Source organism: Paenibacillus intestini (genome assembly GCF_030803945.1).
Taxonomy (GTDB): Bacteria; Bacillota; Bacilli; order Paenibacillales; family Paenibacillaceae; genus Paenibacillus; species Paenibacillus polysaccharolyticus.
The window spans coordinates 707,518-731,012 of record NZ_JAURUN010000001.1 but is presented as its reverse complement, the minus strand read 5'-3'; the positions used below and the strand labels follow the sequence as shown (position 1 = coordinate 731,012).

The 23,495-nt window shown below is 43.6% G+C and carries 21 protein-coding genes and 1 pseudogene; 11 read left to right on the top strand and 11 right to left on the bottom strand.

Features of this window, described 5'->3' with window-relative positions; genetic code table 11:
- Positions 1 to 143: 143 nt before the first annotated feature.
- Complete coding sequence (locus J2T16_RS03155; RefSeq protein ID WP_221788071.1) at positions 144 to 566, bottom strand: VOC family protein; 423 nt, start codon at positions 564 to 566, stop codon at positions 144 to 146.
- Between the two features lie 191 nt (positions 567 to 757).
- Between J2T16_RS03155 and J2T16_RS03150 the strand changes: the two genes are divergently transcribed.
- From J2T16_RS03150 to J2T16_RS03140, 3 genes are all read left to right on the top strand, one after another.
- Complete coding sequence (locus J2T16_RS03150; protein WP_336119973.1) at positions 758 to 2,572, top strand: glycoside hydrolase family 43 protein; 1,815 nt, start codon at positions 758 to 760, stop codon at positions 2,570 to 2,572.
- A 360-nt stretch (positions 2,573 to 2,932) separates the two neighbouring features.
- On the top strand, positions 2,933 to 4,285 hold the full coding sequence (locus J2T16_RS03145; RefSeq protein ID WP_154888881.1) for a glucoamylase family protein: 1,353 nt from the start codon (positions 2,933 to 2,935) through the stop codon (positions 4,283 to 4,285).
- Between the two features lie 192 nt (positions 4,286 to 4,477).
- The gene (locus tag J2T16_RS03140; RefSeq protein WP_154888879.1) at positions 4,478 to 5,497 is read left to right on the top strand and encodes a phosphotransferase; all 1,020 of its coding nucleotides are present in this window, start codon (positions 4,478 to 4,480) and stop codon (positions 5,495 to 5,497) included.
- 87 nt (positions 5,498 to 5,584) lie between these two features.
- On the opposite strand, the gene J2T16_RS03135 is transcribed toward J2T16_RS03140, so the two are convergent.
- From J2T16_RS03135 to J2T16_RS03125, 3 genes are read right to left on the bottom strand one after another with little or no spacing between them, the layout of a single operon-like run.
- A complete protein-coding gene (locus J2T16_RS03135; protein WP_261769262.1) occupies positions 5,585 to 6,052 on the bottom strand; it encodes a transglutaminase-like domain-containing protein in 468 nt (155 codons plus the stop codon).
- The gene (locus J2T16_RS03130) at positions 6,031 to 6,282 is read right to left on the bottom strand and encodes a hypothetical protein (protein ID WP_336119974.1); all 252 of its coding nucleotides are present in this window, start codon (positions 6,280 to 6,282) and stop codon (positions 6,031 to 6,033) included. The genes J2T16_RS03135 and J2T16_RS03130 overlap by 22 nt, the downstream gene beginning before the upstream one ends.
- 29 nt (positions 6,283 to 6,311) lie before the next feature.
- Complete coding sequence (locus tag J2T16_RS03125; protein ID WP_336122684.1) at positions 6,312 to 7,073, bottom strand: helix-turn-helix domain-containing protein; 762 nt, start codon at positions 7,071 to 7,073, stop codon at positions 6,312 to 6,314.
- A 139-nt stretch (positions 7,074 to 7,212) separates the two neighbouring features.
- Here J2T16_RS03125 and J2T16_RS03120 point away from each other — a divergent pair, with 139 nt between their 5' ends.
- Together J2T16_RS03120 and J2T16_RS03115 are read left to right on the top strand one after the other, a co-directional pair.
- The gene (locus tag J2T16_RS03120; RefSeq protein WP_499017759.1) at positions 7,213 to 7,545 is read left to right on the top strand and encodes a hypothetical protein; all 333 of its coding nucleotides are present in this window, start codon (positions 7,213 to 7,215) and stop codon (positions 7,543 to 7,545) included.
- Positions 7,546 to 7,585: 40 nt separating this feature from the next.
- On the top strand, positions 7,586 to 8,341 hold the full coding sequence (locus tag J2T16_RS03115; protein ID WP_499017758.1) for an SDR family oxidoreductase: 756 nt from the start codon (positions 7,586 to 7,588) through the stop codon (positions 8,339 to 8,341).
- 115 nt (positions 8,342 to 8,456) lie between these two features.
- Here J2T16_RS03115 and ureC read toward each other — a convergent pair whose 3' ends face one another.
- Together ureC and ureA are read right to left on the bottom strand one after the other, a co-directional pair.
- Entirely contained in the window at positions 8,457 to 10,169 is a 1,713-nt protein-coding gene (ureC, locus tag J2T16_RS03110) for an urease subunit alpha (protein WP_499017757.1), read from the bottom strand.
- The gene (gene ureA / locus J2T16_RS03105) at positions 10,169 to 10,792 is read right to left on the bottom strand and encodes an urease subunit gamma (protein WP_499017756.1); all 624 of its coding nucleotides are present in this window, start codon (positions 10,790 to 10,792) and stop codon (positions 10,169 to 10,171) included. Before ureA ends, ureC begins: the two co-directional genes overlap by 1 nt.
- 311 nt (positions 10,793 to 11,103) lie before the next feature.
- Here ureA and J2T16_RS03100 point away from each other — a divergent pair.
- Together J2T16_RS03100 and J2T16_RS03095 are read left to right on the top strand one after the other, a co-directional pair.
- Positions 11,104 to 11,295 (top strand): annotated as a pseudogene (locus J2T16_RS03100) (helix-turn-helix transcriptional regulator); the annotation flags it as partial.
- A 58-nt stretch (positions 11,296 to 11,353) separates the two neighbouring features.
- The gene (locus tag J2T16_RS03095; RefSeq protein ID WP_499017755.1) at positions 11,354 to 12,334 is read left to right on the top strand and encodes an ROK family protein; all 981 of its coding nucleotides are present in this window, start codon (positions 11,354 to 11,356) and stop codon (positions 12,332 to 12,334) included.
- A gap of 73 nt (positions 12,335 to 12,407) precedes the next feature.
- Here J2T16_RS03095 and J2T16_RS03090 read toward each other — a convergent pair whose 3' ends face one another.
- Entirely contained in the window at positions 12,408 to 13,652 is a 1,245-nt protein-coding gene (locus tag J2T16_RS03090) for an AraC family transcriptional regulator (protein WP_499017754.1), read from the bottom strand.
- A 268-nt stretch (positions 13,653 to 13,920) separates the two neighbouring features.
- On the opposite strand from J2T16_RS03090, the gene J2T16_RS03085 reads away from it, so the two are divergent.
- Positions 13,921 to 15,273: an MFS transporter gene (locus tag J2T16_RS03085; protein ID WP_499017753.1), complete on the top strand. Its 1,353-nt coding sequence runs from the start codon at positions 13,921 to 13,923 to the stop codon at positions 15,271 to 15,273.
- Positions 15,274 to 15,355: 82 nt separating this feature from the next.
- Complete coding sequence (gene uidA, locus J2T16_RS03080; RefSeq protein WP_499017752.1) at positions 15,356 to 17,143, top strand: beta-glucuronidase; 1,788 nt, start codon at positions 15,356 to 15,358, stop codon at positions 17,141 to 17,143.
- A 176-nt stretch (positions 17,144 to 17,319) separates the two neighbouring features.
- Here uidA and J2T16_RS03075 read toward each other — a convergent pair whose 3' ends face one another.
- From J2T16_RS03075 to J2T16_RS03065, 3 genes are all read right to left on the bottom strand, one after another.
- Positions 17,320 to 18,066 carry an AAA family ATPase gene (locus J2T16_RS03075; RefSeq protein WP_434349164.1) on the bottom strand — a complete coding sequence of 249 codons (747 nt, stop codon included), beginning with the start codon at positions 18,064 to 18,066 and terminating at the stop codon, positions 17,320 to 17,322.
- Between the two features lie 35 nt (positions 18,067 to 18,101).
- Complete coding sequence (locus J2T16_RS03070) at positions 18,102 to 18,623, bottom strand: DinB family protein (RefSeq protein WP_154888862.1); 522 nt, start codon at positions 18,621 to 18,623, stop codon at positions 18,102 to 18,104.
- Positions 18,624 to 18,861: 238 nt separating this feature from the next.
- Positions 18,862 to 19,620, bottom strand: coding sequence for an AraC family transcriptional regulator (locus J2T16_RS03065; RefSeq protein WP_339830453.1), 759 nt, complete (start codon positions 19,618 to 19,620; stop codon positions 18,862 to 18,864).
- Between the two features lie 138 nt (positions 19,621 to 19,758).
- Here J2T16_RS03065 and J2T16_RS03060 point away from each other — a divergent pair, with 138 nt between their 5' ends.
- On the top strand, positions 19,759 to 21,180 hold the full coding sequence (locus J2T16_RS03060) for a family 43 glycosylhydrolase (protein ID WP_499017751.1): 1,422 nt from the start codon (positions 19,759 to 19,761) through the stop codon (positions 21,178 to 21,180).
- Between the two features lie 124 nt (positions 21,181 to 21,304).
- On the opposite strand, the gene J2T16_RS03055 is transcribed toward J2T16_RS03060, so the two are convergent.
- The gene (locus J2T16_RS03055; protein WP_499017750.1) at positions 21,305 to 22,219 is read right to left on the bottom strand and encodes an AraC family transcriptional regulator; all 915 of its coding nucleotides are present in this window, start codon (positions 22,217 to 22,219) and stop codon (positions 21,305 to 21,307) included.
- Between the two features lie 352 nt (positions 22,220 to 22,571).
- Here J2T16_RS03055 and J2T16_RS03050 point away from each other — a divergent pair, with 352 nt between their 5' ends.
- The gene (locus J2T16_RS03050; protein ID WP_090916193.1) at positions 22,572 to 23,450 is read left to right on the top strand and encodes a fumarylacetoacetate hydrolase family protein; all 879 of its coding nucleotides are present in this window, start codon (positions 22,572 to 22,574) and stop codon (positions 23,448 to 23,450) included.
- The last annotated feature ends 45 nt before the right edge of the window (positions 23,451 to 23,495 follow it).

The following is a 23,495-nucleotide window of genomic DNA, read 5'->3' as shown; positions in this document are numbered from 1 at the left end:
ATAAGTAGACACTCTACAGCATTAAATGAGCTAAACTAATGGTTTGAAAATGAAAGTAGCCCCTCGGAAGTAAGGGGCTACTTTCATTTTTTTTGCTTAAGATAAACATTCTGACTAAAGTTATCTCTACTTGTAGTTGAATACTACTTCATACGTTTGGAGATAGGGTGATCCTCATTCATTTGCAGCAAATCCCACAGGTTCCCATAAAGGTCTTTAAATACAGCAACGATGCCATAGTCTTGTTCCTTTGGTTCTCTCACAAATTCAATGCCTTTGGCAACCATGTCCTTATAATCTCTCCAGAAGTCATCGGTATTCAGGAACAGGAAAACACGCCCACCAGCCTGGTTACCGATAAAAGGCTGTTGCTCCGGTTTGGAAGCTCTCGCGAGTAAAATGGTTGTGCCTATAGATCCCGGAGGGGCAATCACCACCCATCTTTTGTCCTGCTCAGGTTGATAGGTGTCTTCAAGCAATGTGAAGTTCAATTTTTGAGTATAAAATTCGATCGCTTCATCATAATCGTTAACGACCAAAGCGATATGTATAATCGACTGAATCATAAGGGGGCCTCCATTTCATCTTTTGGTCAACGATACAGTTATACCATTGTAATTGGAGAGACTACAACGGTAAATAAGGAAAAGCAGGAAGTTTCCCTACTCCTAAACCCTGATTTGCAGTATGATATATACTAGGTTAAGCGCTTTCTTTTAGATCAAATTCAATATACATACTTAGGAGGCTACTAAACTTGTTGAATACAAACACCAATTACGCAGGATATCTTTTTGTGCATTTTATCGGCGAGCAGCCCGATGGAGAGCAGGTTTATTTTTCATATAGCGAGGATGGCCTTCATTGGAAGGACTTAAACGGGGGTAAGCCCGTATTGCGCTCCAATCTGGGGGAACAGGGGGTACGCGATCCGTTTCTCATTCGCTCCGCTAAGGAGAATAAGTTTTATCTGATTGCAACCGATCTGCGAATCGCAAACGGCAAAGGCTGGGGTGTTGCTGTAAACGAAGGCAGTCGTGATATTGTCGTATGGGAGTCCAGTAATCTCATGGATTGGTCTTCTCCTTGGACAGTTACACTTGGTATTGAAGGAGCAGGTTGTGTGTGGGCACCCGAAGCCATCTATGATGAAGCGGCTGATGAGTTTCTTGTATTCTGGGCCTCGGCCACACAAGATGCAGATGAATCTGAACGTAAACAGAAGATTTACAGCGCACGCACCAAAAACTTCCGTACATTCACTCCATCGGTAAAGTATATCGAGCGTGAAAACCACATCATTGATACGACCATTCTGGCTTCATCGGGTTCTTACTACCGATACTCCAAAGATGAAACAACCAAAAACATTCGTGTTGAAAAGGGGAACTCTCTGGACAAGGACGCCTTCACTCCGCTCCATGCGCCTGTGTTGGAGGCTCTGATGGGTGTAGAAGGGCCACAGATATTTAAATTCAATGACCGGGATGAGTGGTGCCTGATTGTGGATCGGTTTGCCGAGGGGAAGGGGTATCTTCCACTGCTGACCAAAGACTTGGCAAGTGGAGACTTCCGCATTGCAGCGGAGAACGAATTTGATATGGGAACGACGAAGAAACGGCACGGCGGCATTCTGCCAATTACCGCGGAAGAAAGTAATTGTCTGCTGGCCGCTTATGGAGACGGTCACCAGGTACTGGCTGGTCAATATGCTGACCCTGATGTGGCGAAGTTTGGCGACCGCTATTATATGTATCCTACTACGGATGGCTTCGACGGGTGGTCAGGTACGCAGTTTAAGGTGTTTTCCTCCAGCGATCTGCAATATTGGCAGGATGAAGGGATTATTCTTGATCTGGCAACGGATGATGTGGCTTGGGCCATCGGGAATGCATGGGCACCAGCGATTGCCAGCCACAACAACAAATATTACTATTATTTCTGCGGCAAAATGCCTAACCAGGAAAGTGCTATTGGTGTCGCTATTGCCGATTTACCGACGGGTCCATTCCGAGCGGAGCCTGAGCCTTTAATTACAATGGATCAATTAAGACATCTTGGGATCAAGATGGGGCAAGCCATTGATCCTTCAATCTATGCAGAGCAGGATGGCAAGATGTATCTGTTGTTTGGCAACGGTGATGCTGCAATTGTGGAGCTTGGTGACGATATGATAACTGTTCGTGAAGAAACGATGCGTAACCTTGCAGGATTGCATGATTTCAGGGAGGCCGTAACCGTGTTAAAGAGGAACGGCCTATACCACTTCACATGGTCTTGTGATGATACGGGAAGTGAGGATTATCACGTCAATTACGGTACGTCGGAAAGCCTTTACGGACCGGTCACCTATCACTACCCTGTCTTAAGCAAAAATGTAGAAAAAGACATGCTTGGAACAGGACATCACTGTATTTTCCATGATTCTGAAACGGATCAGTATTACATGGCTTACCATCGTTTTGTCACTCCGTTATCGCGGTTCTCGGAGGGAAAAGGATACCACCGTGAAGTGTGTATTGACCCGATTCAGTTTGGAGCGGATGGGCGAATGAAGCCCGTTGTGTTGTAATATGATGGGATGGTTTGAGCATTAAAGCAAACAATCACGATACAAACCAATACAATTCGATTAGAGTATCGTGATTGAACTCATCATTTGTATGTCTCATGGAAGCCGCTAACTATAGCGGCTTTTTTAGATTTTGCTTATATATGTACCTGGCTCGAAGCATTGTTATTACGAAAGAGGGCAGTTGTATACTTCAAGAATTCACGTTTCATATGAAACGTTTCGAGTCGAAAAATAAAAAGCGAATCTAAATACAACTATTTAAAGTAAGGGTTTTCATTTTGTTATTTACCAAATATGGACATTCATGATATCATAAATGCGAAACGTTTCGAATTCGTTTTTGAAGGGAGAAAAGAGATGAACATTGTAAAAAGGTTAGGACTAATAATAACTTTTTGTCTGTTTGCCAGTACAGCTTTCACTCCTGTCATATCTGCACATGATTCAAGCAAGCCGCCAGGCTTCAAACCGGAATTAAAAGCGGTTGCCAAAAAAACGTACAAGTACTTCAAAGATTTCACCGATCCCAAAACCGGGTTAACGTACGATGAAGTGCGAATGAAGGAAACGGGAACGGAAGAAGCCAGGCGTACCTCACCAACAAACATTGCGATGTACATGATGAGTACCGTTTCTGCAGAACAAATGGGACTGCTTTCGAAAAAAGAAGCCGTATCCCGCTTGAAAACAACGTTAAACACACTGGAGAAGATGGATAAGTGGAACGGTCTCTTTTATAACTGGTACAACACGGACGATGGTTCCGTCAAAAAAGATTGGGGGCAATTTATATCTCAAGTGGATAACGGTTGGTTATCCGCAGGCTTAATCGTAATTGGTCAAGCTTATCCGGAATTAAATGCACAAACCAGCACACTCGTTAAACAAATGAACTATACAACGTTATACGATCCGGAAGTCGGCCAATTCCGTGGTGGCTATGATGTCGCGAAAGGCGCACTGACAGAGCATCATTATGGGTCCTTTTATACGGAACCTCGTGTAGGAAGTTATATTGCCATCGGTAAAGGAGATGTACCAAAAGAACATTGGTGGAAGATGTACCGCACGATGCCACTTGAATGGGATTGGCAGTCTCAGATTCCACAGGGTCACACGGTGAATTATGATGGCGTGGATGTCTTTGAAGGAAGTTATGAGTATCAAGGTAAAAAGTTCGTTCCTAGCTGGGGAGGCAGTATGTTTGAAGGACTGATGCCGGGTCTGGTGATCAAGGAAAAAGACTTGGGTACTAAGGCGTTAGGTCTAAACAATAAACGTCATGTCGATCTGCAAATCGAATATGCCAAAGAAAAAGGCTATGCTGCATGGGGATTCTCGCCATCGGCAACACCTACCGGATATAGTGAGTTTGCAGCAACACCGCTTGGCATCTCAGGTTACAAAGACGGAGCAACGGTAACTGCGCATGCAACATTCCTTGCCTTGGACTATGCGCCTGAAGAGGCACGCAAAAACATCAAAACACTGAAAAAGTTAAACATGATGGGCAAATATGGCTTATACGACTCCATCAATCTGGAGACCAAAGAAATCGCCAAAGCTTATCTGGCATTGGACCAAGGCATGATTATGGTATCTATTGCGAACTATCTGAAGGATGGAGTTATCCGTGATTATTTCCACAGCGATCCTATTGGTCAGAAACCTGAAGAACTGTTGAAAAAAGAAGTATTCTCCATTCAGTAGACCCGATTCAGAAGGAACGAAGCATCACTTGATGACGCCTCGTTCCTTTTTTGTTGATTAGGCTTATGGCTTTTTTGTGTATAACATAGTTTAAATTGTTTACTACATATTTTTAAGCTTTTGCGATCGTTACAATAACGTATAAGAGAAGTAGGTGATTTTTACTACATGAAAATTGCAGGAGGATAACCAATGAAAGATTTTTTAAAATTTGATACGAATGAAGAACGGCAAGCGTTGTTAATCAGAGCAAGGAAGGTTGCTTTATCAGCAATCCAACAGTATGACTTAGAATGGGATAAAATCGAGTTTATTCGACTATCTGAATCGATCACGTATAAAATTGAAACCAGTACAGCTAACCATTATTTGCTTCGCATTCATTCGGACCGATTGAGCAGAGAGGAAATTCGTTCGGAGCTCCTACTGTTACAAGCACTGAACAAATCGAAAGAACTAAATGTATCCGAAGGGATACCAAGTTGTGATGGTAATTATGTTTTGGAGATTGAAACAGAAATGGGATATAGACGGCCTTATGTAACGATGATGCGGTGGATCGAGGGTGAGAAAACAACAGGGGAATTTACGGATAGTCATGCGTATAATATGGGAGTAATGATAAGCAGGCTCCATGCAGCAGCAAAGGATTTCAATCCACCTTCTGATTTTGTAAGGTCGACTTGGGGAGTAGAAAGCTTTAAACGTGAACTGGCTAAGTTGGAACGTTACTATCAACGTTTTTTATCTGAAAAGGCATGGAAGCTGTATCAAGATGCAGCGGAGAAGGTTGTATCCCAACTTACCACTATGCGTCCAACTGAACATAACTACGGACTAATTCATGCTGATTTACATACCGGTAATATGGTTTTTAACGATGATCAACCCTCACCAATTGATTTTGAAAGATGTGGTTACGGATATTTTCTCTACGATATGGCAGGCACCATGCTGGAGCTTTGGCCTAAACATCGATGGCAGCTTATCCAAGGTTATGAGCGTAGTGGGAAGCTGGAAACGGACTATACCCGGGATATGGAATGTTTTTTCATCATGTTCATGATCGAGAATTATTGTCATCACGCCTCTGATCCAAGAGAAACCGCCAGTTTAATTGATGAACAAAAATATGCCCAAGCATATATAAGAGAATATTTGAACGGTAATCCATTTTTATTCGAAGTGATCGAGCCTGTAAAAATGGATTAATACTAGCTTTCAGACGGAACGAAACGGAGGGTCTGCCTCGGATCGTTCCGTATTTTTGTTCGTGTTTTGCTTCAAAAGAATAAACGATCATCCCCGCCTAATGCGTCTCACATTCCTATTCATTAGATGCCGAACCACATGGCTAAATATCATGCTCTTGATTGGACTTAACTTTTGCGGGTGAAGAGAAAAGAAGTGATCCGGGTTATCAAAGGTACCGAAATCCTGAACAATACCTTCTTTTTGTACATAAGTGTCATTTTCATTCCAGAAAATAGCTGGATTCTGAAAATCGTTTGTCGCCACGCCATAACCACAAAATGAACCCGTACATTGTTCGAACTTTTGCTGAAGCTTGCTCAGATAAGGGAGATCAACGATGAAACCCTCCATATTTAACCACCTGTCGTTATATAACACTTCAATCCAGCTATGAATGATCTCTTTCGGAGAAAGATGATAATACCAGCCATTCATGGCCCCTTTTTGCAATTGCTTATGAATCGTAAAACCGTGAATCCGGCAAGGGATGCTTAGCGCTCTGAGTAGCGCCATGAATAAAATGCCTTTCGTATTACACTGCCCGTATCCGTCTTGCAGTACTTCTGAAGCTGGATATTATCGCTACGGTTATAACCAAATTCAATCTCGTCACGAACGTAATTATATACGTGAAGGATCTGCTCCTTTACAGGGAGTGAGGCCCAGTTACGACTGCGAATGAGGCTCTGAATGGTCGAATGATTGTAATCTAACAATTGCGTTTGCTCGAGATTGTGGTTCATGATGAGCACCTCCTGCAAACATTGTATCGTCAGTGCAGGGAGGAAACTTGCAAAAACACGCTATCTTTGCGAATATCTTTGGCGGTCATGCCGAGCAATCGCTTGCTGGTATTGGCAAAATGAGAGGGTGTATCGAAACCAGTTGCCATGGCTGCGTCCGTGATACTGGTTCCTTGGAAAATCAGATAACATGCTTTCTGTAGCTTATGTAACAACATATAACCGCTAAGCGATATGCCTGTATTTTCTTTAAACAGATGTGACAGCCTGCTGTTCGATAGACCGAACTGTTCAGCGTTCATACGAATAGAGTGCTCCGAATCCGTGCAATCCTTCATACGTTGGATCAGTTCCTTGATTCGTGAATCCGTAATCGCAGGTGGAGTGTAATCCAGTTGAAAAAGAGTCATGAGTTCTTGTAAAAATACACGGTAAGTCTCTGCATCATTGAGTAACGGTAACCGCCTTTTGATATGTTCGGCGACTTCTTTACTAAGCTCTTCGGGAAAACTGGCATAATTCCGCTTGCCCATATATTGTTTAAATGCTGTTGCCCTCTGGGATGTGCTATCTATTAAAAGCAATACTACGGGCTGCCCTGAGACCTGCAAACGATGAGATATATTGGAGTTAAGCACGATTACAGCAGTACTTATAATCTCTCCCTGAACCTCAATCTGAAAATGATTTTCTAGTGCAATCGTAACTTGAATAAACGTATGTTGATGTACCTCAGCATCGATGGCATTGGAATGCACAAGAATGTGATGCTGCGCGCCATATAAATTCATCAAACGGGTATCACCTCATAGGTAAAATAGATGGATCTAATAGATTGTATCAAATAATTGGATAGAAAAATCACTTATGTACCTAGACAACCTGATCTGAATGATGTCAACTTTAGGTACTGAAATGGGGGAGAGAGCATTGAAGAAAATGATAGTGATGATTCTATTACTTAGTTTAACATTGGTTGTATTAGGTTGTTCAACGGATCAACAATCCAGCTTGAGACTTAGCGATGAAAGAATCAAGGAACTTCGCAAAGAGTACCCGCTTTCCGATGGTCACTCTGATTATGCTCTAACCATAGATGTTCCTTTTGAACAAATTTTGAAGAAATCAGATTCCGTTATCATCGCTGAAGTTATAAAGCAAAACGAAAATTTTCAATCAACTTTATCTACGGAACCAGGAACATTGGTCAAATCATCAAAGATGATGTTCATCAACTCTATTATCTATTATGATGAAGAATAATAAATATGATCTAGCAACTTTCACAAGTGGAGGTAGAATGATGACTCAAAATCAGAGAAAAATCGCGATTATCACAGGTGCCAGCGGTCCCAGAGAAATGGGAAGTGCTTTTTGTCGCAAACTAGCTTCCAGAGATATTGATATTTTCTTCACACACTATAAGGCTGATCCGGAATGGACACTTGCGTTTCACAAGGAAATTGAAGACATGGGGGTTCGCTGTACATCAATCGAGATCGATCTAACCGAGCGTAACGCAGCACAACGAGTATATGAAAGTGCAGTACAGCAACTGGGACAACCCTCAATACTGATTAATAATGCGGCTTATGGTGTCAACACCGATTACAAGTCCTTTGACGCCGAACTCTTGGATAACCACTATGCTGTTAATATGCGATCGACGTTTCTACTGTGTACGATATTTGCCCGCGAATTCGAGAAATCCAATCTAACCTCAGGCAGGATTATCAATATGACGTCGGGACAGGATATATCGCCGATGCCAGGTGAGTTAGCGTATGTTGCAACCAAGGGGGCGATCTCTGCCTTTACCACGTCCTTATCCCGTGAACTTGCACCATTGAAGATTACAGTAAATGCCGTAAATCCGGGGCCAACTGATACAACGTGGATGGATGATTCCATTCGTGATTATCTGATGCCAAAGTTCCCGCTGGGACGAATTGGAGCACCTGAGGATGCAGCGAACATTATTGATTTTCTCGTGAGTGAAGCAGGAGCTTGGATTACGGGACAAGTTATTCATTCGGAAGGTGGATTCATTCGAGAATAATCGAACGTTGCTGGAAAGAATATGATTAGAATCATAAAAAGCCCGGCTAGGTTAGCTGGGCTTTTTTGTAGATTTAAACGGAGCTATTCAATGAAGGCAACAACGATTTCACATATTAACTCAAGAAGTATCTCTGAGCCATGGGTAATTCGTCAACCGGAAGACAGCGTAGCGTTTCACCATTCACGGATACGGTATAATTTTTCGGATTAACCATAATCGTTGGCGTTTCTCCATTTAAAATCATATCTTTTTTGCTAGCTGCACGACAGCCCGTCACTGGCTTTAAAGATTTACTGAGCCCCAGAGGGAAAAGGGTACCAGCATCAATAGAGGCCTGGGACACAAAGGTTGCACAAATGGTAGAACGTGCTTTGCCATAGCTCCCAAACATCGGTCTGTACATATAGGGCTGTGGTGTCGAGATCGTGGAGTTTGGATCTCCCATTACACTATGCATAATCATGCCGCCCTTAATAACAAGTTCGGGTTTAACTCCGAAAAAAGCGGGTTTCCATAACACAAGATCCGCCATTTTACCGACTTCAATCGATCCTACATACGCTGAAATGCCATGAGTAATTGCAGGGTTGATCGTATATTTGGAAATATATCGTTTCACACGATTGTTATCCGCCTGGGTATCTCCGGTAAGCGAACCGCGTTGTTTTTTCATTTTATCCGCCGTCTGCCAGGTTCTGATTGCCACCTCACCTACACGGCCCATCGCCTGTGAATCTGAACTAGTCATACTGATTGCACCGATATCATGTAAAATATCTTCTGCACCAATCGTTGTCTCCCGAATCCGCGAAGCGGCGAAGGCGACATCCTCCGGAATTTTGGGATCGAGATGATGACAGATCATTAGCATATCCAAATGCTCATCGACGGTATTTCGGGTATAAGGCATCGTTGGACTGGTGGAAGAAGGCAAGACATTCGGCATGGAAGCGACACGTAACAAGTCCGGCGCGTGACCACCGCCCGCACCTTCCGTATGGTAGGTATGAATGGCACGACCATTAAATGAACGTAAACTGTCTTCCACATATCCGGCTTCATTCAGCGTATCGGTATGGATATTGACCTGAATATCATACTGTTCCGCCACGCTTAAACATTTGTCGATAACATATGGTGTGCTTCCCCAGTCTTCATGAATTTTCAGCCCGCCGACCCCTGCAAGCACTTGCTCCATCAACGCTTCAGGTCTGGAACTGTTACCACGACCAAGCATCACAAAATTCATTGGCAATGAATCGAGCGCTTGTAACATGCGTTCAATATGCCACACACCCGAGGTACAGTTGGTTGCAAGTGTACCTGTAGCCGGTCCAGAACCTCCGCCGATCATCGTCGTAACCCCGCTCTGAAGCGCAATTTCAATTTGCTGCGGAGAGATGAAGTGAACATGGCTGTCTACACCGCCAGCGGTTACAATCAAATTTTCACCAGAGACCACTTCTGTACCTACCCCAATATACATGTCAGGATCGACACCATCCATCACAAATGGATTTCCCGCTTTGCCAATGCCTCGGATCAGTCCGTCCTTAATGCCAATATCGGCTTTGACAATTCCCCATGTATCCACAATAACAACGTTGGTAATGACCGTATCCAGAACGCCTTCGCTACGCGTTGCTAGAGGATGCTGTCCCATGCCATCCCTGACCGTTTTACCTCCGCCAAAAACACACTCGTCTCCATACACAGTAAAGTCTTTTTCAATCTCGATTTTTAACGAGGTGTCCGCGAGCCGGATCCGATCTCCGGTCGTGGGGCCATACATGCTTGCATATGTCGCACGATCAATGGTGTTCATCATTCAACCCTCCCGTTGGCTAACCCGGCAAATCCATGGATTTCCTTCGTTCCACCGATTTCAACCAGCGTAATGTCATGAACGTCTCCCGGTTCGAAGCGGACGGAAAGACCTGAAGCGATATCCAGCCGATATTCTTTAGTACCTTCGCGGTCAAATGATAGAGCGGGGTTCGTTTCAAAAAAATGAAAGTGTGATCCGACCTGAATGGGGCGGCTTCCTGTATTGGTAACGGAACGGGTAATCCGTTTGCGGTCAGGCAACAGGACAATAGGATCATCCGCAAATTCATATTCACCGGGGATAATCGCACCATCGATCCGAGTAACAGGCTCATGTACAGTCACCAGCTTCGTTCCATCGGGGAACGTGGCTTCAATCTGAACTTCACTCAGCAACTCGGCTACGCCATCCATTACCTGATTTGCTGATAAAAGGTGACGAGCTTCTTCCATCAGTTGTTTTACGGTTTTCCCATCCCGTGCACCCTCTACGACAAATCCTGAGATATAGGCAGCGGCTTCCGGATAATTCAACTGAACGCCACGTTTCAGCCGCTTTTCAGCCATATCTGCAGCGAGGTACATCAGTAATTTTTCACGTTCCTGTACAGTTAAATGCATAGTCAGCAACTCCTTCGCTGAGTTAAAATGAGAAGAAATAACAGGCTTGGTTCCATGTAATCTCTTTCCAATCATTGCTTATGTTTGAAAATGTAACATGGTTGTGGAGGGGAGTCAAACAAGAATGTCAAACAACATAACATCAGAAGATTGATTTGTGCAAGATCACAAATGGTTGTTAAAGAAAAGGTGTTGAACATAATATTTGCACAGAGATGGGTGGGGCATGATGAAACTTCAGAATGCACAGATCGTTGCGAAGAATCGGTTACATAACGCTATACTTTACCTTAGTTGAGAGGAGGGATCAGATGGATTGGCTGATGAGAATGAATCGTGCTCTAGATCATATTGAAACGAATCTATCCAACGAAATCAGTTTAAATGACGTTGCGCAGTGTGCTTGTTGTTCTTCATATCAGTTTCAGAGGATGTTCTCGTTCATTACGAATGTTCCACTGGCTGAATATATTCGAAGAAGACGGCTTACAATGTACCGTTTTCCCTGGTTTCGTGGTTTAATAGTGAGGTGTTTATACCCTTAAAGGTCAGGATGTTAATATGAGCAAATATATAATTGGAATAGATCTGGGCGGCACCAATATTAAATCCGCTGTGTTTAATACAGCATTTAAGGAAATCCACGAACGAAGTGATGCCACGGAAGCCGATGAAGGCCCGATTCATGTGTTAAATAGAATGGCGAACATTACGCAAGAAATGATGGCGGCCGAAGGAATCCATCCAGATCAGGTGAACTGCATGGGTATAGGTGTGCCGGGCTTGTTAGATCCACAAACGGGCTTATCTATATTTTCGCCTAATTTTCCCGAATGGGAGAATATCCAGGTAGTGAATCACATGAACAACCATTTCGATTTCCCCATTTTTATCGACAATGATGTACGCGTTAATCTATATGGTGAATGGCTGTTTGGTGCAGGTGTCGGTTGCCGCAACTTGGTATTACTCACCTTAGGAACCGGTCTGGGCTCTGGGATCGTCAATGACGGAAAGGTGATCTACGGAGCAACTTCAAGTGCAGGAGAACTGGGACACATGAATATGTATAGAGAAGGCCGCGCTTGTCGTTGCGGGAGTTCAGGGTGCCTGGGAAGATACGTATCCGCTATTGGAATGGTTCGAACGTTGACGGAAAAGCTGGAGGCAGGTCGATCCAGTATGATTACGGAGTGGGTAGAGGGAGACTCGTCCAGAATTACAGCCCATATGATCTCGAATGCGTATGATCTTGGCGATGCACTTGCTGTTGAAGTCATGCACGAAACAGGAGAGATATTAGGTTTCGGCCTTTCCAATGTGATAAATATGTTGAATCCAGAAATGATTATCGTTGGAGGCGGCATGTCCGCAGCTGGTGATCGTCTGCTTAATACCGTACGTAATACCGTTAGAAATCACTCATTAAAGCTCTCTTCAGGAGCTTGTACCATCGTGCAAGCTAAATTGGGTGGACAAGCGGGTGTAATCGGTGCAGCAGCATACGCAAATCACAGGTTACTTTCAAACACCGGAATGTAACTTGGAAGTTACTAAATACACCTTTAAAAGCCGCTTTTACAGCGGTTTTTTTGTTGTTTCTGATCCAATTAATTTAACCGTTTGTTCTTTGATCTTTAAATTGTTTGGGTGTACATCCCGTATACGTTTTGAACACTTTCGCAAAGTAACTTTGATCGTAAAAGTTTAAAAGCGTAGAAATCTCCGCTAACGTATAGTGAGAATACGTCAACAGATTTTGCGCCTCTTCAATTTTCGTTTTCAAAATAAACTGCGAAATGGAGATGCCGACTTCTTTTTTGAACAGATTGGACAAATAATTCGGATTCAACGAAGTGATTTCAGCCAGTTGTGAGATCGTAATTCGTTCATTTAAATGGTTAAAGATATAGTTTTGACAAATGTTAATCGGTTTGGAGTATTTGTGTTTTTTACTACGCTTCACACGTTCCGCAAAATCAAGCAGAGCAACCTCCATTAAATCCTCTACCGCTTGACTGTCGGTTAAATCCTCAATTTTAAGGATATAAAAATCACTAAGATTATAAGCAATCTCTTGAAAAACACCACCTTCTACCGCTGATCTTGTCGCAAGCGTGATCAGGGAGATCGCCAGATTCTTTTGACTACGCAAATAACTCGTCTTGGACAACACACTCTTTTTGCCTTGTTTGTGGATGGTATGAAAGGATTCCAGCACCTTATCGGTTCTGCCCAATCGAATGAAATCAAATACTTTTTTCTCTTTATCGATTTCCGTGTGAACGAGATTATTTTGACGGTCGTCTATGATTTGCTTATACGGTTGCTCGACTTCCAGCGTCTTTCTCCAACGCTCATCCTCGTTTTTCAACAAGATTTCGTCCAGCGTTAGCTTTTCCTGATAGAGCATGAAATACATCGCCATACTAAGATTAATTAATTTAAAAGTACTCATCACAGGCACTCCGTCGTAATACATCTTCATTTCATGATGATCCGCTTTGGCTAATAAATCACTTAGAGTCACACGAATAATTTCCTCTGTCATTTTAAAATTGATAATCGGGCCTACAATGATGATTCCTTTCCACTGATGATCCGCATGAATACGTATGGCGAAAAATTTCTCCAAATACATTGTTTCACGAAGGACAGGGAGTTGCTCGATTGGCATGCTGAAAAACAGGTCTGTCATGATCTTGTAGTCAGAGGGGAATAAGGGGTTACACCGGAAATCCACAGGGGTGACCTGATAGACTAGCGTGTATTCATTATCAAAATAGTAGACGGGTACATTGTATAAATGATGTGTCATATTACATATATATTCAAGGTTTTCATCACAAAAGTTATTCATCACCAAGCCTCCGTTCCAGTCTAAGAAGCGAAAAACACATGTGAATATTCCTATTTACATGTGAAACTTACCATATGAAACCTCACAAGACCGATTATAATTTGTCATGAAATCGATTTCAAGCATGGATTTAAGGGGGATCAGCAACTTAGCCAATATAATACACGACCTACACCCTGAATTGAGAGCGTTATCAAAAGAACATATTTGTTTTGCAATAAAATACGACAATAGTTATTCCAAATTTTGAATAAAGAGGTGGATTTTTATGCGTCCTTTCGGATATAAGGATAAATTCGGCTACTTGTTTGGTGATTTTGGAAACGATTTCTTTTTTGCATTAGTTGGCTCATTTTTGATGGTCTATTACACGGATGTATTTCATATTAACCCGGCAGCGGTCGGGGGATTATTCCTGTTAGCTCGTTTGTGGGATGCCATAGCGGATGTCTCGTGGGGGCGTTTTGTTGATACGCGTAAAGCAAGCAAACACGGTAAATTCAAACCATGGATTTATCGCATGTCATTTCCGCTTGTGATCTCCGGGGTACTCATGTTTGTTTACATTCCCGGAATGTCCGATGGATTTTATCTCGCTTACGCTTATGTTACTTACATTCTGTGGGGAACGCTCTACAGCACCGTTAACATTCCTTACGGTTCCATGGCTTCAGTCATTACTGCTGACCCTGTAGAACGAACCGTGCTGTCTACATGGAGATCGCTCGGAGCAACATTGGCGCAATTATTTGTAGGCGTGGTGGGCCCGTTGCTGTTGTTTGTTAATAACGAAGCGAATGCAAGCCGTTTTTTACTGGGAGCTGTTATTTTTGGAATATTGTCTATTGCTTCTTATATGGCGTGTTATAAATTATCGCTCGAACGTGTTATCCCGGATATGAATGAGAAGCCAAATACCAATTTGAGAAAAACACTATATGGCCTTTTGAAAAATAGACCGCTTATCGTCTTCCTGATCGGATCGCTCATTTTCTTAATTAATTTAATGTTGCTGGGCACGGTTAATACGTATTTGTTCAAAGACTATTTCGGTAACGCGCAATTACTTAGTGTGTTCAGTCTGGTGCAAGCTGCGCCTATATTTATCGGAATGCCGTTAATCAAACCACTCGTAGCAAAGTTCGGGAAAAAAGAAGTTGCCGCTGCTGGCTTTTTACTCTCAACGCTCGTTTACTTGCTTCTCTATTTCATTCCGAATCTTTCCGCTATTCAATACATGGCGATTCTGTTCATTGGCTTGTTAGGATACGCTCTGTTCAATCTAATCAGCTGGGCGTTTATCACAGATTTGGTTGACTATCATGAACATGTTACAGGACTCCGAGAGGATGCGACGATCTACTCCATCTATTCCTTTTCGCGTAAAGTCGGGCAGGCCGTTGCAGGTGGTATTGGCGGGGTAGCCATGGCGGCTGTCGGGTACAACGCTGCACTGCATGTGCAAACACCACGTACACTTGAAGGCATTTATTTCTTGGCAACGCTTGTTCCGGCTATGGGTATGTTTCTCGTATTTATCTGCATTGCTTTCCTATATCCATTAAACAAGAAACGTACAGCTCAACTTGTAAGCGATATCAAAGCAAAACGAATGAACTGATACCCGAAATCCGTTTCACAACGTGTAGAAGGCAGGAGGTAGAGGACGCGCCTATTTTATAGAGAATGAAGGAGATGTTCATATGTTATACCCTATATTGACCGAAACACGTAATCTAATCGATTTGAATGGAATCTGGAATTTCAAATTGGATGCCGGAGAGGGATTTCAGGAAAATTGGCAAAAGTCAAAACTCCAAGATCCGATGCGCATGGCTGTTCCGGCTTCATATAACGACATTGGAGTAAGCGCCAAAATTCGGGACCATGTCGGCTGGGTGTGGTACGAACGGGAGATCACCTTGCCAAGTGTGTTGAGTGAAGAGAGAGTTGTATTAAGGTTCGGCTCCGTTACTCATTTGGCCAAAGTGTATGTGAACGGGGAGTTTGTTGCCAAGCACAAAGGCGGTTTTTTACCTTTTGAAGCTGAAATAAACCGTTACCTGCACAAAGGCAAGAATCGTATAACCGTCGCTGTAAACAATATCGTAGACGAAACCACCTTACCCGTCGGCTCTATCATCGAGAAAAAACATTCAAATGGGCAAACAACGGTGCAAAATCTGCCGAACTTTGATTTTTTCAACTATGCCGGTCTGCATCGCCCTGTAAAAATATATACAACACCAACGACCTATGTTAAGGATGTCACGATCGTAACCCAATTGGACGGACAGGTTCATTATTCCATTGATGTGGTTGGCTCTGCGTCGGTTAAAGCCGAAATTATCGATGAATCCGGCTATTTGGTTGCAAAATCCGAAGGCAAATCCGGCACAATGATTATATCAGATGTTAGACTCTGGGAGCCGCTGGATGCCTATTTATACACCTTGCGCGTAGAACTGCAAACCGAAGGGGAAACCATAGATGTATATGAACAGCCATTCGGGGTGAGAAGTGTCGAAGTGAAGGAAGGCAAGTTCCTGATTAATGATAAACCTTTTTACTTCAAAGGGTACGGCAAACATGAGGATACGACTATTCATGGCAGGGGATTTAATGAGGCCGCCAATGTGCTTGATTTTAATCTGATGAAATGGTCGGGAGCCAACTCCTTCCGTACCGCGCACTATCCATACTCAGAAGAAGTGATGCGGCTGGCTGATCGGGAAGGTTTTGTTGTGATTGATGAGGTGGCCGCAGTTGGCATGCATCTGAACATGCTGGTCGTGCATCGCGGAGGCGTGCTGAAGAACACATGGGATGAACTTGATACGTTTGGACATCATCAGGAAGTCATTCGGGAACTCATTCAGCGGGACAAAAATCACCCCTGTGTGGTCATGTGGAATATAGCCAATGAGCCTGCCTCTGAAGAAAAGGGAGCCTATGAATATTTTAAACCGCTGATTGATCTAACGAGAGAGTTAGATCCACAGAAACGTCCGGTGACCATTGTTACTCAAATGGAATCCTCACCTGAGAAGGATCAGATTGCGGAGCTGTTAGATATTCTCACTTTTAACCGATATTACGGTTGGTATGTGGACGGTGGGGATTTGCATGCTGCCAAGGAAAAGCTTCGCGCTGAATTCAATGGCTGGATAAAGCGATGCCCGGACAAACCTTTCATGATGACCGAATACGGGGCAGACACGGTTGCCGGATTGCACGATGTTGAACCTGTCATGTTTACGGAGGAATACCAAGTGGAATTTTACAAAGCCAACCATGAAGTATTCGATGAATTTGAGCACTTTGTCGGTGAACAAGTATGGAACTTTGCTGATTTTGCGACCAGTCAGGGAATTATTCGTGTTCAAGGCAATAAAAAAGGCATTTTCACACGGGATCGCAAACCGAAAGCTATCGCACATGAACTGAAAAGACGCTGGACGAACATACCTGATTTTTATTATAAGGGCTAAGAACGAAGCAGGAATATGACATGAAGCAATCCGAGTAATCAAGAAGTAATTTTAGTGAACAATAGGTAAGCCAGCTAATCAATATGGTTAGCTGGCTCTTTTTTATTTAGTAGCAGTGATAACACAGGTTATAGGAGCAGGTCAGGAGGCGGCATCAGAATCGGTAGTTGGTGTCCTTAATCCTCTGTGTCCGCTCCTTCAAACAACTGCTGAATCATCTTATCTTTGTTATTCAAAAATTCCTTCATGATCAAGAAATGATCGGTTTCCTCCAAGATCTGTACCTCGATGCCTTCCGGTGTCAGGTTATAGATCTGCGCATCAGGATAAGCCATCAGAATAGGAGAGTGGGTAGCAATGATAAACTGTGAATTTTGCTCTACCAACTCATGAATTCGGGCAAGCATGGCCATCTGGCGAAGCGGCGATAATGCCGCCTCAGGCTCGTCCAGAATATAAAGACCATGACCGCCAAACCGATGAACAAACGTGGAAAAAAAAGACTCACCATGGGATTGCTCATGCAACGATTTCCCGCCATATGAATCCTTGATGGGAGCACCATAGGAAGGCTCACGATCCAACTCATCAATGGTTGTTGCCAGATTATAATAACTCTCGGCCCTGAAAAAGAAACCATCCTTGGGACGCCGTGTGCCTTTGACTAATTGAACATACTCATACAAGTCCGAATGCGTGGCTCGGGTAGAAAACGTAAAGTTCATCGTGCCGCCTTCGGGATTGAATCCCCATGACACGGCAATCGACTCCATTAACGTAGACTTGCCCATCCCGTTCTCACCAACAATGTACGTAACTTTGGGATGAAAATCCATCGTATGCAGGTTACGAATAACGGGCAAGTCAAACGGATACTCATCATAAGTAGCAATTTGATTCCGTTTAAGCTGTATTTGCCTCAAATAGGCTGGAGATCCTTTCAATTTCACTTCACCTCTTATATCTGTACATCATAACGATCGCGAAGGACTGACAAGTGATGTAGTTCGTGTCCAGTAATCACATAAGCAATGGAACGAGTAGATGCCGTGTTATCATTGACCTGCCCCATACGCATCCAAGCTTCCGGACTCAGCCGGCGGAGCAGTACAATGGTGGAATACCGTACCGCTGCATATTCTTCAGCCAGATCAACCACGCTATATGCTTCAAAAGGGTGACCTTCCATAAGTGTGTCCTGATCATATCCTGGAAGAGAGGTCTTGTCTCCTCTGGCGATGCGTAACAAACGGCTGCTCATAATTCGCTCATTATCAATAAGGTGACCAAATACCTCTTTAACGCTCCATTTCCCTTCATCATAGCGGTAATTGGCTTGTTCCTCTGATAATGCGCGAATTGCGCTCTCCACACGTTCCGCTTGCTTTTGTAATAACTCAATGACATTTCCTTCAGGAACAAGGTGGATGTATCCTTCGTAGAAAGCAGCGTATTCTTCTTGACTCGGTCTTTCGTTCATGTTAACTCTCCTTTAATGGGCATCATTTTTTGTTTATTTTACCATTAATCTAAGGTAGAACCGAAGAAAACTACAACAACTGATCTCATATGAGGATTGATCAATAATCGGTCAGGATAAGTCATTGTATGCATGTGTTAAAAACCTTATCTTAAATCATAAGATAGCGCTACCATTTTACGAAGAAATGTAGAGAAACAAACAAGTCTGTTTCAGAAGTGCAGATGCTCATTAAGACTCACTGATGTTTGAATCGCTTAGGCGATACACCTGTTATTTGTTTGAATTGCCGGCAGAAATGCTCGACATTATGGTACCCGCACCTGTCCGCAATCTCTGCAACCGTATAGGCATGATGTCGAAGATACTCTTTAGCCAAGCGAATTCGGCTATGGATGACATCATCTATGCAGGACAAACCGAATGATTTCTTATAAATGAGTTGCAGGTATCCCGGGCTGATATTCATAGTTTTGGCCATTGTAGCCACAGTCCATGGATGACTTGGATTGTTGTGAATAGCTGTCCGAAGTTTCATCAGAGGATAATGCTGCGGGCCAATATTTTTTTGCACATAAGATTCAAGCAGTTTGTTAAACAATGTGCGAAGCAAATAATCGATGGATGATTCCTTGTAGCCTTTCTGGAGAGAATGCTCTGCGACAAGTAATTGAAACAGCTTATGACAATATTCAGGATCATCCAATGCAAAAGGCTCGCCCAGAGGGAGAGAGGTTTCGGTTACATAGAGCTCGTCACTTGCAAAACGTATCCAATCGTTCACATATTGGTCTGAGCAAGCGCGATAGTATATTTTCGAATAGGGCGGATACAGAACAGCACAATAGGGCGGGAATTCTTGCAGTTGACCATTAACCCAGAACAGTGCCGGAGTCTGCGTAATGACCAACAGCCAGCAATCATGACCTTCAGGTATATCAAACACAAATGGACTGTGATGCTCAGCATCATATTCAACGTAATAAATCGTATTCATCGTATTTCACCTTTACCATGCGTATTGTGAATCTCGTCTACGTGTACATCGAAACGCCATTGAAACATGAACATGCTCGGTGTCTCCTAATTATACGAAAGTTATCTTGACAAATCTAAACAAGGGGTGCATTTTCCAATGAAAAAACAAGGTTTAAACCCTTATCTCCCATCATGGGAGTACGTGCCTGACGGCGAGCCTTATGTGTTTAACGACAGAGTATACGTCTACGGGTCACATGATCGGTTTAACGGACATGCGTTTTGTCTGAACGATTATGTATGCTGGTCCGCACCCGTAGATGACCTGGGGAACTGGCGGAATGAGGGAGTTATTTATCAAAAAACAGATGATCCGCTGAACCCCGACGGTCATATGTGTCTTTATGCCCCCGATGTGACACTCGGCCCCGATGGTCGTTATTATCTATATTATGTACTTGATAAAGTGCCTGTTGTTTCTGTAGCGGTATGCGATTCGCCTGCGGGTAAATATGAATTCTATGGTTATGTTCAATATACAGACGGCACTCGGCTTGGCGAACGAGAAGGGGATGAGCCGCAGTTCGATCCAGGTGTGTTGACAGAAGGAGAGCTCACTTATCTCTACACGGGCTTCTGTGCACCTGGTGACCGTTCCAGACATGGAGCAATGGCGACAGTGCTTGGCTCGGATATGCTAACGATTGTAGAGGAACCGGTATTTATAGCCCCAAGTCAGCCATATAGTGATGGAAGCGGGTATGAAGGACATGAATTTTTTGAAGCTCCTTCGATTCGCAAAAGGGGAGACCTCTACTACCTCGTATACTCCTCGGTCGTCATGCATGAATTATGTTACGCAATCAGTACGTCTCCAACTCAAGGCTTTGAATATCAAGGTGTAATTGTGAGCAACTGCGATCTTCACATCGATTCATACAAGCCAGCTGGAAAGCCCATGTATTATGGAGGGAACAATCATGGTAGTATCGTACAGATCGGCGCAGAATGGTACATTTTTTACCACAGACATACGAATGGAGATGCATTTAACCGGCAGGGATGTATTGAAAAGCTTACGTTTGAAAAGGATGGCTTCATCCCTCAAGTTGAAATGACCTCCTGTGGTTCGAATGGGGAACCTTTGGAAGGTAGAGGAGAGTACCCCGCCTATCTTGCGTGCAACCTTTTTACCCAAGAAGATCAATTGTATACGGGTGGATTTGGTGCAGGTGCTTGGCTCGACAGTCGCTTTCCGAAAATTACCCAAGATGGCCGAGATGGTGACGAAGAAACCGGATATATTGCCAATATGACGGAATCTGCGACAGCTGGTTTTAAATACTTCGATTGTAAAGACATTCAACAAGTCACGATTAAGGTGCGTGGATACTGTAATGGTAGCTTTGAGGTAAAAACCGCTTGGGACGGCCCCGTCCTGGGAACCATCCCGGTACACTTCACCAACGTATGGAAGCCGTATTCAGCCGCGATTCACATTCCGGACGGTAAACAGGCCTTGTATTTTACATACCAGGGGATGGGCAGCGCGAGCCTGGCTTCATTTGAACTGAATTAACTTCATTTGTCTTCAAAAGTTCCAAGCAGTCAGTGGTGAGGGCACTCATCCTTGAGCTGCTTTTTTCTTTTTCACATGGAATCGCGTTTCATTTAAACAGTACGTTCTTCTCCATCTTTGCGCATTATTTATCTTGCGTAAGACTCATCACATCCTGCTGGGCATGCACGCGAAATTCACTTGGCGCAATGCCTGTCCACCGTTTGAACTGGCGGCTAAAATGTGCATTCGTTTTGTATCCGAGCATCATGGCAATATGATCAATATTCAGATCCGTTTGTTTTAATAGCCGCTGTGCTTCGTTCAGTAATGTTTCGGATAAATACTTGCGCGGCGCCTGACCGTACACTTCTCGGAAAATTCGATTGACCTGTGACGTGCTCAAGTTGAGCGATTTTGCAATATCCTGAATCCAGGTTCTATCCGTTTCTTGAATCTCACTATGTAGATGGATATATCTTACCGAGTCCTCGATATACTCAGCGATCTGATGGGCAATCGCCTCTTTTCTGGATACAGTAACGGATGCGTTTTCCGATAACTGTCCAACTAGCGAGCCAAGAAGCTCAAATACAGCGGCATGCACCTTCATTTGTTTCGAGGAGGATAAGGATTCAGACAAATGCTCTGTGGACAGATCATACAACGTAGAGAGGATCGGGGACATCGCCATGGCCAGATTCGATGTTGCTGGATAGTAGGTGTCTTTGCTGCGGTTGAGTTCCCCGCAAAAAGAAGTATCGTGCACACTGAAATGAACTGAAAAATAGGTAAACCCTTCTGGCCCTGCCCCTGTGCAAGCATGGGTGATTCCCGGACGAATGAACAAAAGATCTCCTTTGGACTGCTGATGCAGTTTTCCATTGATCACCATGCTCATCTGACCCTCCATCATCCAATGAATTTCATACATCGAATGTTCATGGGATGGATATGTCCAGTTCGAATCTGCTTTTCTGGCATGCAACCCCATTAATTGGAACGACAGACGAACATCAGGCAAACGGCCTAAATACATCGCTTCTGAATGCTTCGCCACAGCAATTCAACCCCCTTGTACAATTTTTAGATTGGTTGTGGTTGAACTAATCCTTTACACAAAAACGGAGAGGACAGAAAAAACCTGAAAAAGCGAAGCGGTCGCCTTTATCACCGGATTTTCACCTTACAAGGGGAATTAAAAAAGTCTGGGGATAACAGCGATTGGAAGGTTATTCTGTCATCGGAGTGTCTGTGTAAATCAGCTCCTTGTGAAACAGATATCCTTATCTTAACAGAAATATGATGCGTGAAAAGGGTAAATGGTCAGAGTGATTAGAACATCGTCATGAGACATGGTGAATGCTAATCTAGAATTATCAACCCAATAGGGGCACAGGAGGCACGTTTATATGCGAATTATTCGATTTCTGGATGGAGAACAGAAGTGGCTGGCAGCCGTGACGGATGATGAACAAGCCTATCGTTTGCCACAGACCGATTTCATGACCTTAATCTACCAAGCGAGAGAACAGGGCATTTCAACAGTCCAACTTGTTGAAAGCGCTTTTAAACCTGTAAACAAACTGACCGACGATTGGACAACCCTGCATATTGTCAACCCCATTGAAGCACCCGAAGTATGGGCAGCAGGTGTAACGTATCAGCGAAGCCGGGAAGCTCGTAATTATGAAGCAACGGATGGCAAGCTGGATGCGACTACCTTTTACGATAAAGTTTATGATGCAGAACGTCCGGAAATTTTTTTCAAATCCACAGCTGCTCGTACCATTGGACCCAATGAAGCGGTCACGCTCCGCAGTGATTCCACATGGCAGATTCCAGAGCCCGAGCTTGGGCTTGTGCTTGCCGCTGATGGCAGCATTGTAGGATACATCGCAGGCAATGACATGAGCTGCCGGGATATCGAAGGGGAGAACCCACTGTATCTGCCGCAGGCCAAAATATGGCGCAATTCTTGTTCTATCGGGCCAGCGATCCGGCTAGCGGAAACGGTGCAGAACCCCTATGACCTGAGCATTATTTGCGAGATCTATCGCAATGGAGAAGTCATTGTAAAAAGTGATGCTAGCACGAGTGAATTAAACCGTAAGCTGGATGAACTGGTTTCGTTTTTGGCAAGAGACAATGACTTGTTCGACGGTACAGTACTTCTGACCGGTACTAATATTGTACCGCCAAATGATTTTACACTTGAGCCAGGAGACCGTATCGAGATTTCAATCAGCAGCATCGGAACGCTAATTAATCCCGTTATTTCGAACTCGTGACAATCCGACAATTCTAAATACTAAATTCTAATGACTGATTAGAGA

Coding starts and splice junctions, on each gene's coding strand:
- J2T16_RS03130 (WP_336119974.1), bottom strand. CDS start 6,282: ATGAACCACAATCTCGAGCAAACGCAATTGTTAGATTACAATCATTCG.
- ureC (WP_499017757.1), bottom strand. CDS start 10,169: ATGAACACCATTGATCGTGCGACATATGCAAGCATGTATGGCCCCACG.
- J2T16_RS03135 (WP_261769262.1), bottom strand. CDS start 6,052: ATGGCGCTACTCAGAGCGCTAAGCATCCCTTGCCGGATTCACGGTTTT.
- J2T16_RS03085 (WP_499017753.1), top strand. CDS start 13,921: ATGCGTCCTTTCGGATATAAGGATAAATTCGGCTACTTGTTTGGTGAT.
- J2T16_RS03145 (WP_154888881.1), top strand. CDS start 2,933: ATGAACATTGTAAAAAGGTTAGGACTAATAATAACTTTTTGTCTGTTT.
- J2T16_RS03065 (WP_339830453.1), bottom strand. CDS start 19,620: ATGAATACGATTTATTACGTTGAATATGATGCTGAGCATCACAGTCCA.
- ureA (WP_499017756.1), bottom strand. CDS start 10,792: ATGCATTTAACTGTACAGGAACGTGAAAAATTACTGATGTACCTCGCT.
- J2T16_RS03125 (WP_336122684.1), bottom strand. CDS start 7,073: ATGAATTTATATGGCGCGCAGCATCACATTCTTGTGCATTCCAATGCC.
- J2T16_RS03115 (WP_499017758.1), top strand. CDS start 7,586: ATGACTCAAAATCAGAGAAAAATCGCGATTATCACAGGTGCCAGCGGT.
- J2T16_RS03090 (WP_499017754.1), bottom strand. CDS start 13,652: ATGAATAACTTTTGTGATGAAAACCTTGAATATATATGTAATATGACA.
- J2T16_RS03050 (WP_090916193.1), top strand. CDS start 22,572: ATGCGAATTATTCGATTTCTGGATGGAGAACAGAAGTGGCTGGCAGCC.
- J2T16_RS03140 (WP_154888879.1), top strand. CDS start 4,478: ATGAAAGATTTTTTAAAATTTGATACGAATGAAGAACGGCAAGCGTTG.
- J2T16_RS03060 (WP_499017751.1), top strand. CDS start 19,759: ATGAAAAAACAAGGTTTAAACCCTTATCTCCCATCATGGGAGTACGTG.
- J2T16_RS03155 (WP_221788071.1), bottom strand. CDS start 566: ATGATTCAGTCGATTATACATATCGCTTTGGTCGTTAACGATTATGAT.
- uidA (WP_499017752.1), top strand. CDS start 15,356: ATGTTATACCCTATATTGACCGAAACACGTAATCTAATCGATTTGAAT.
- J2T16_RS03070 (WP_154888862.1), bottom strand. CDS start 18,623: ATGAACGAAAGACCGAGTCAAGAAGAATACGCTGCTTTCTACGAAGGA.
- J2T16_RS03095 (WP_499017755.1), top strand. CDS start 11,354: ATGAGCAAATATATAATTGGAATAGATCTGGGCGGCACCAATATTAAA.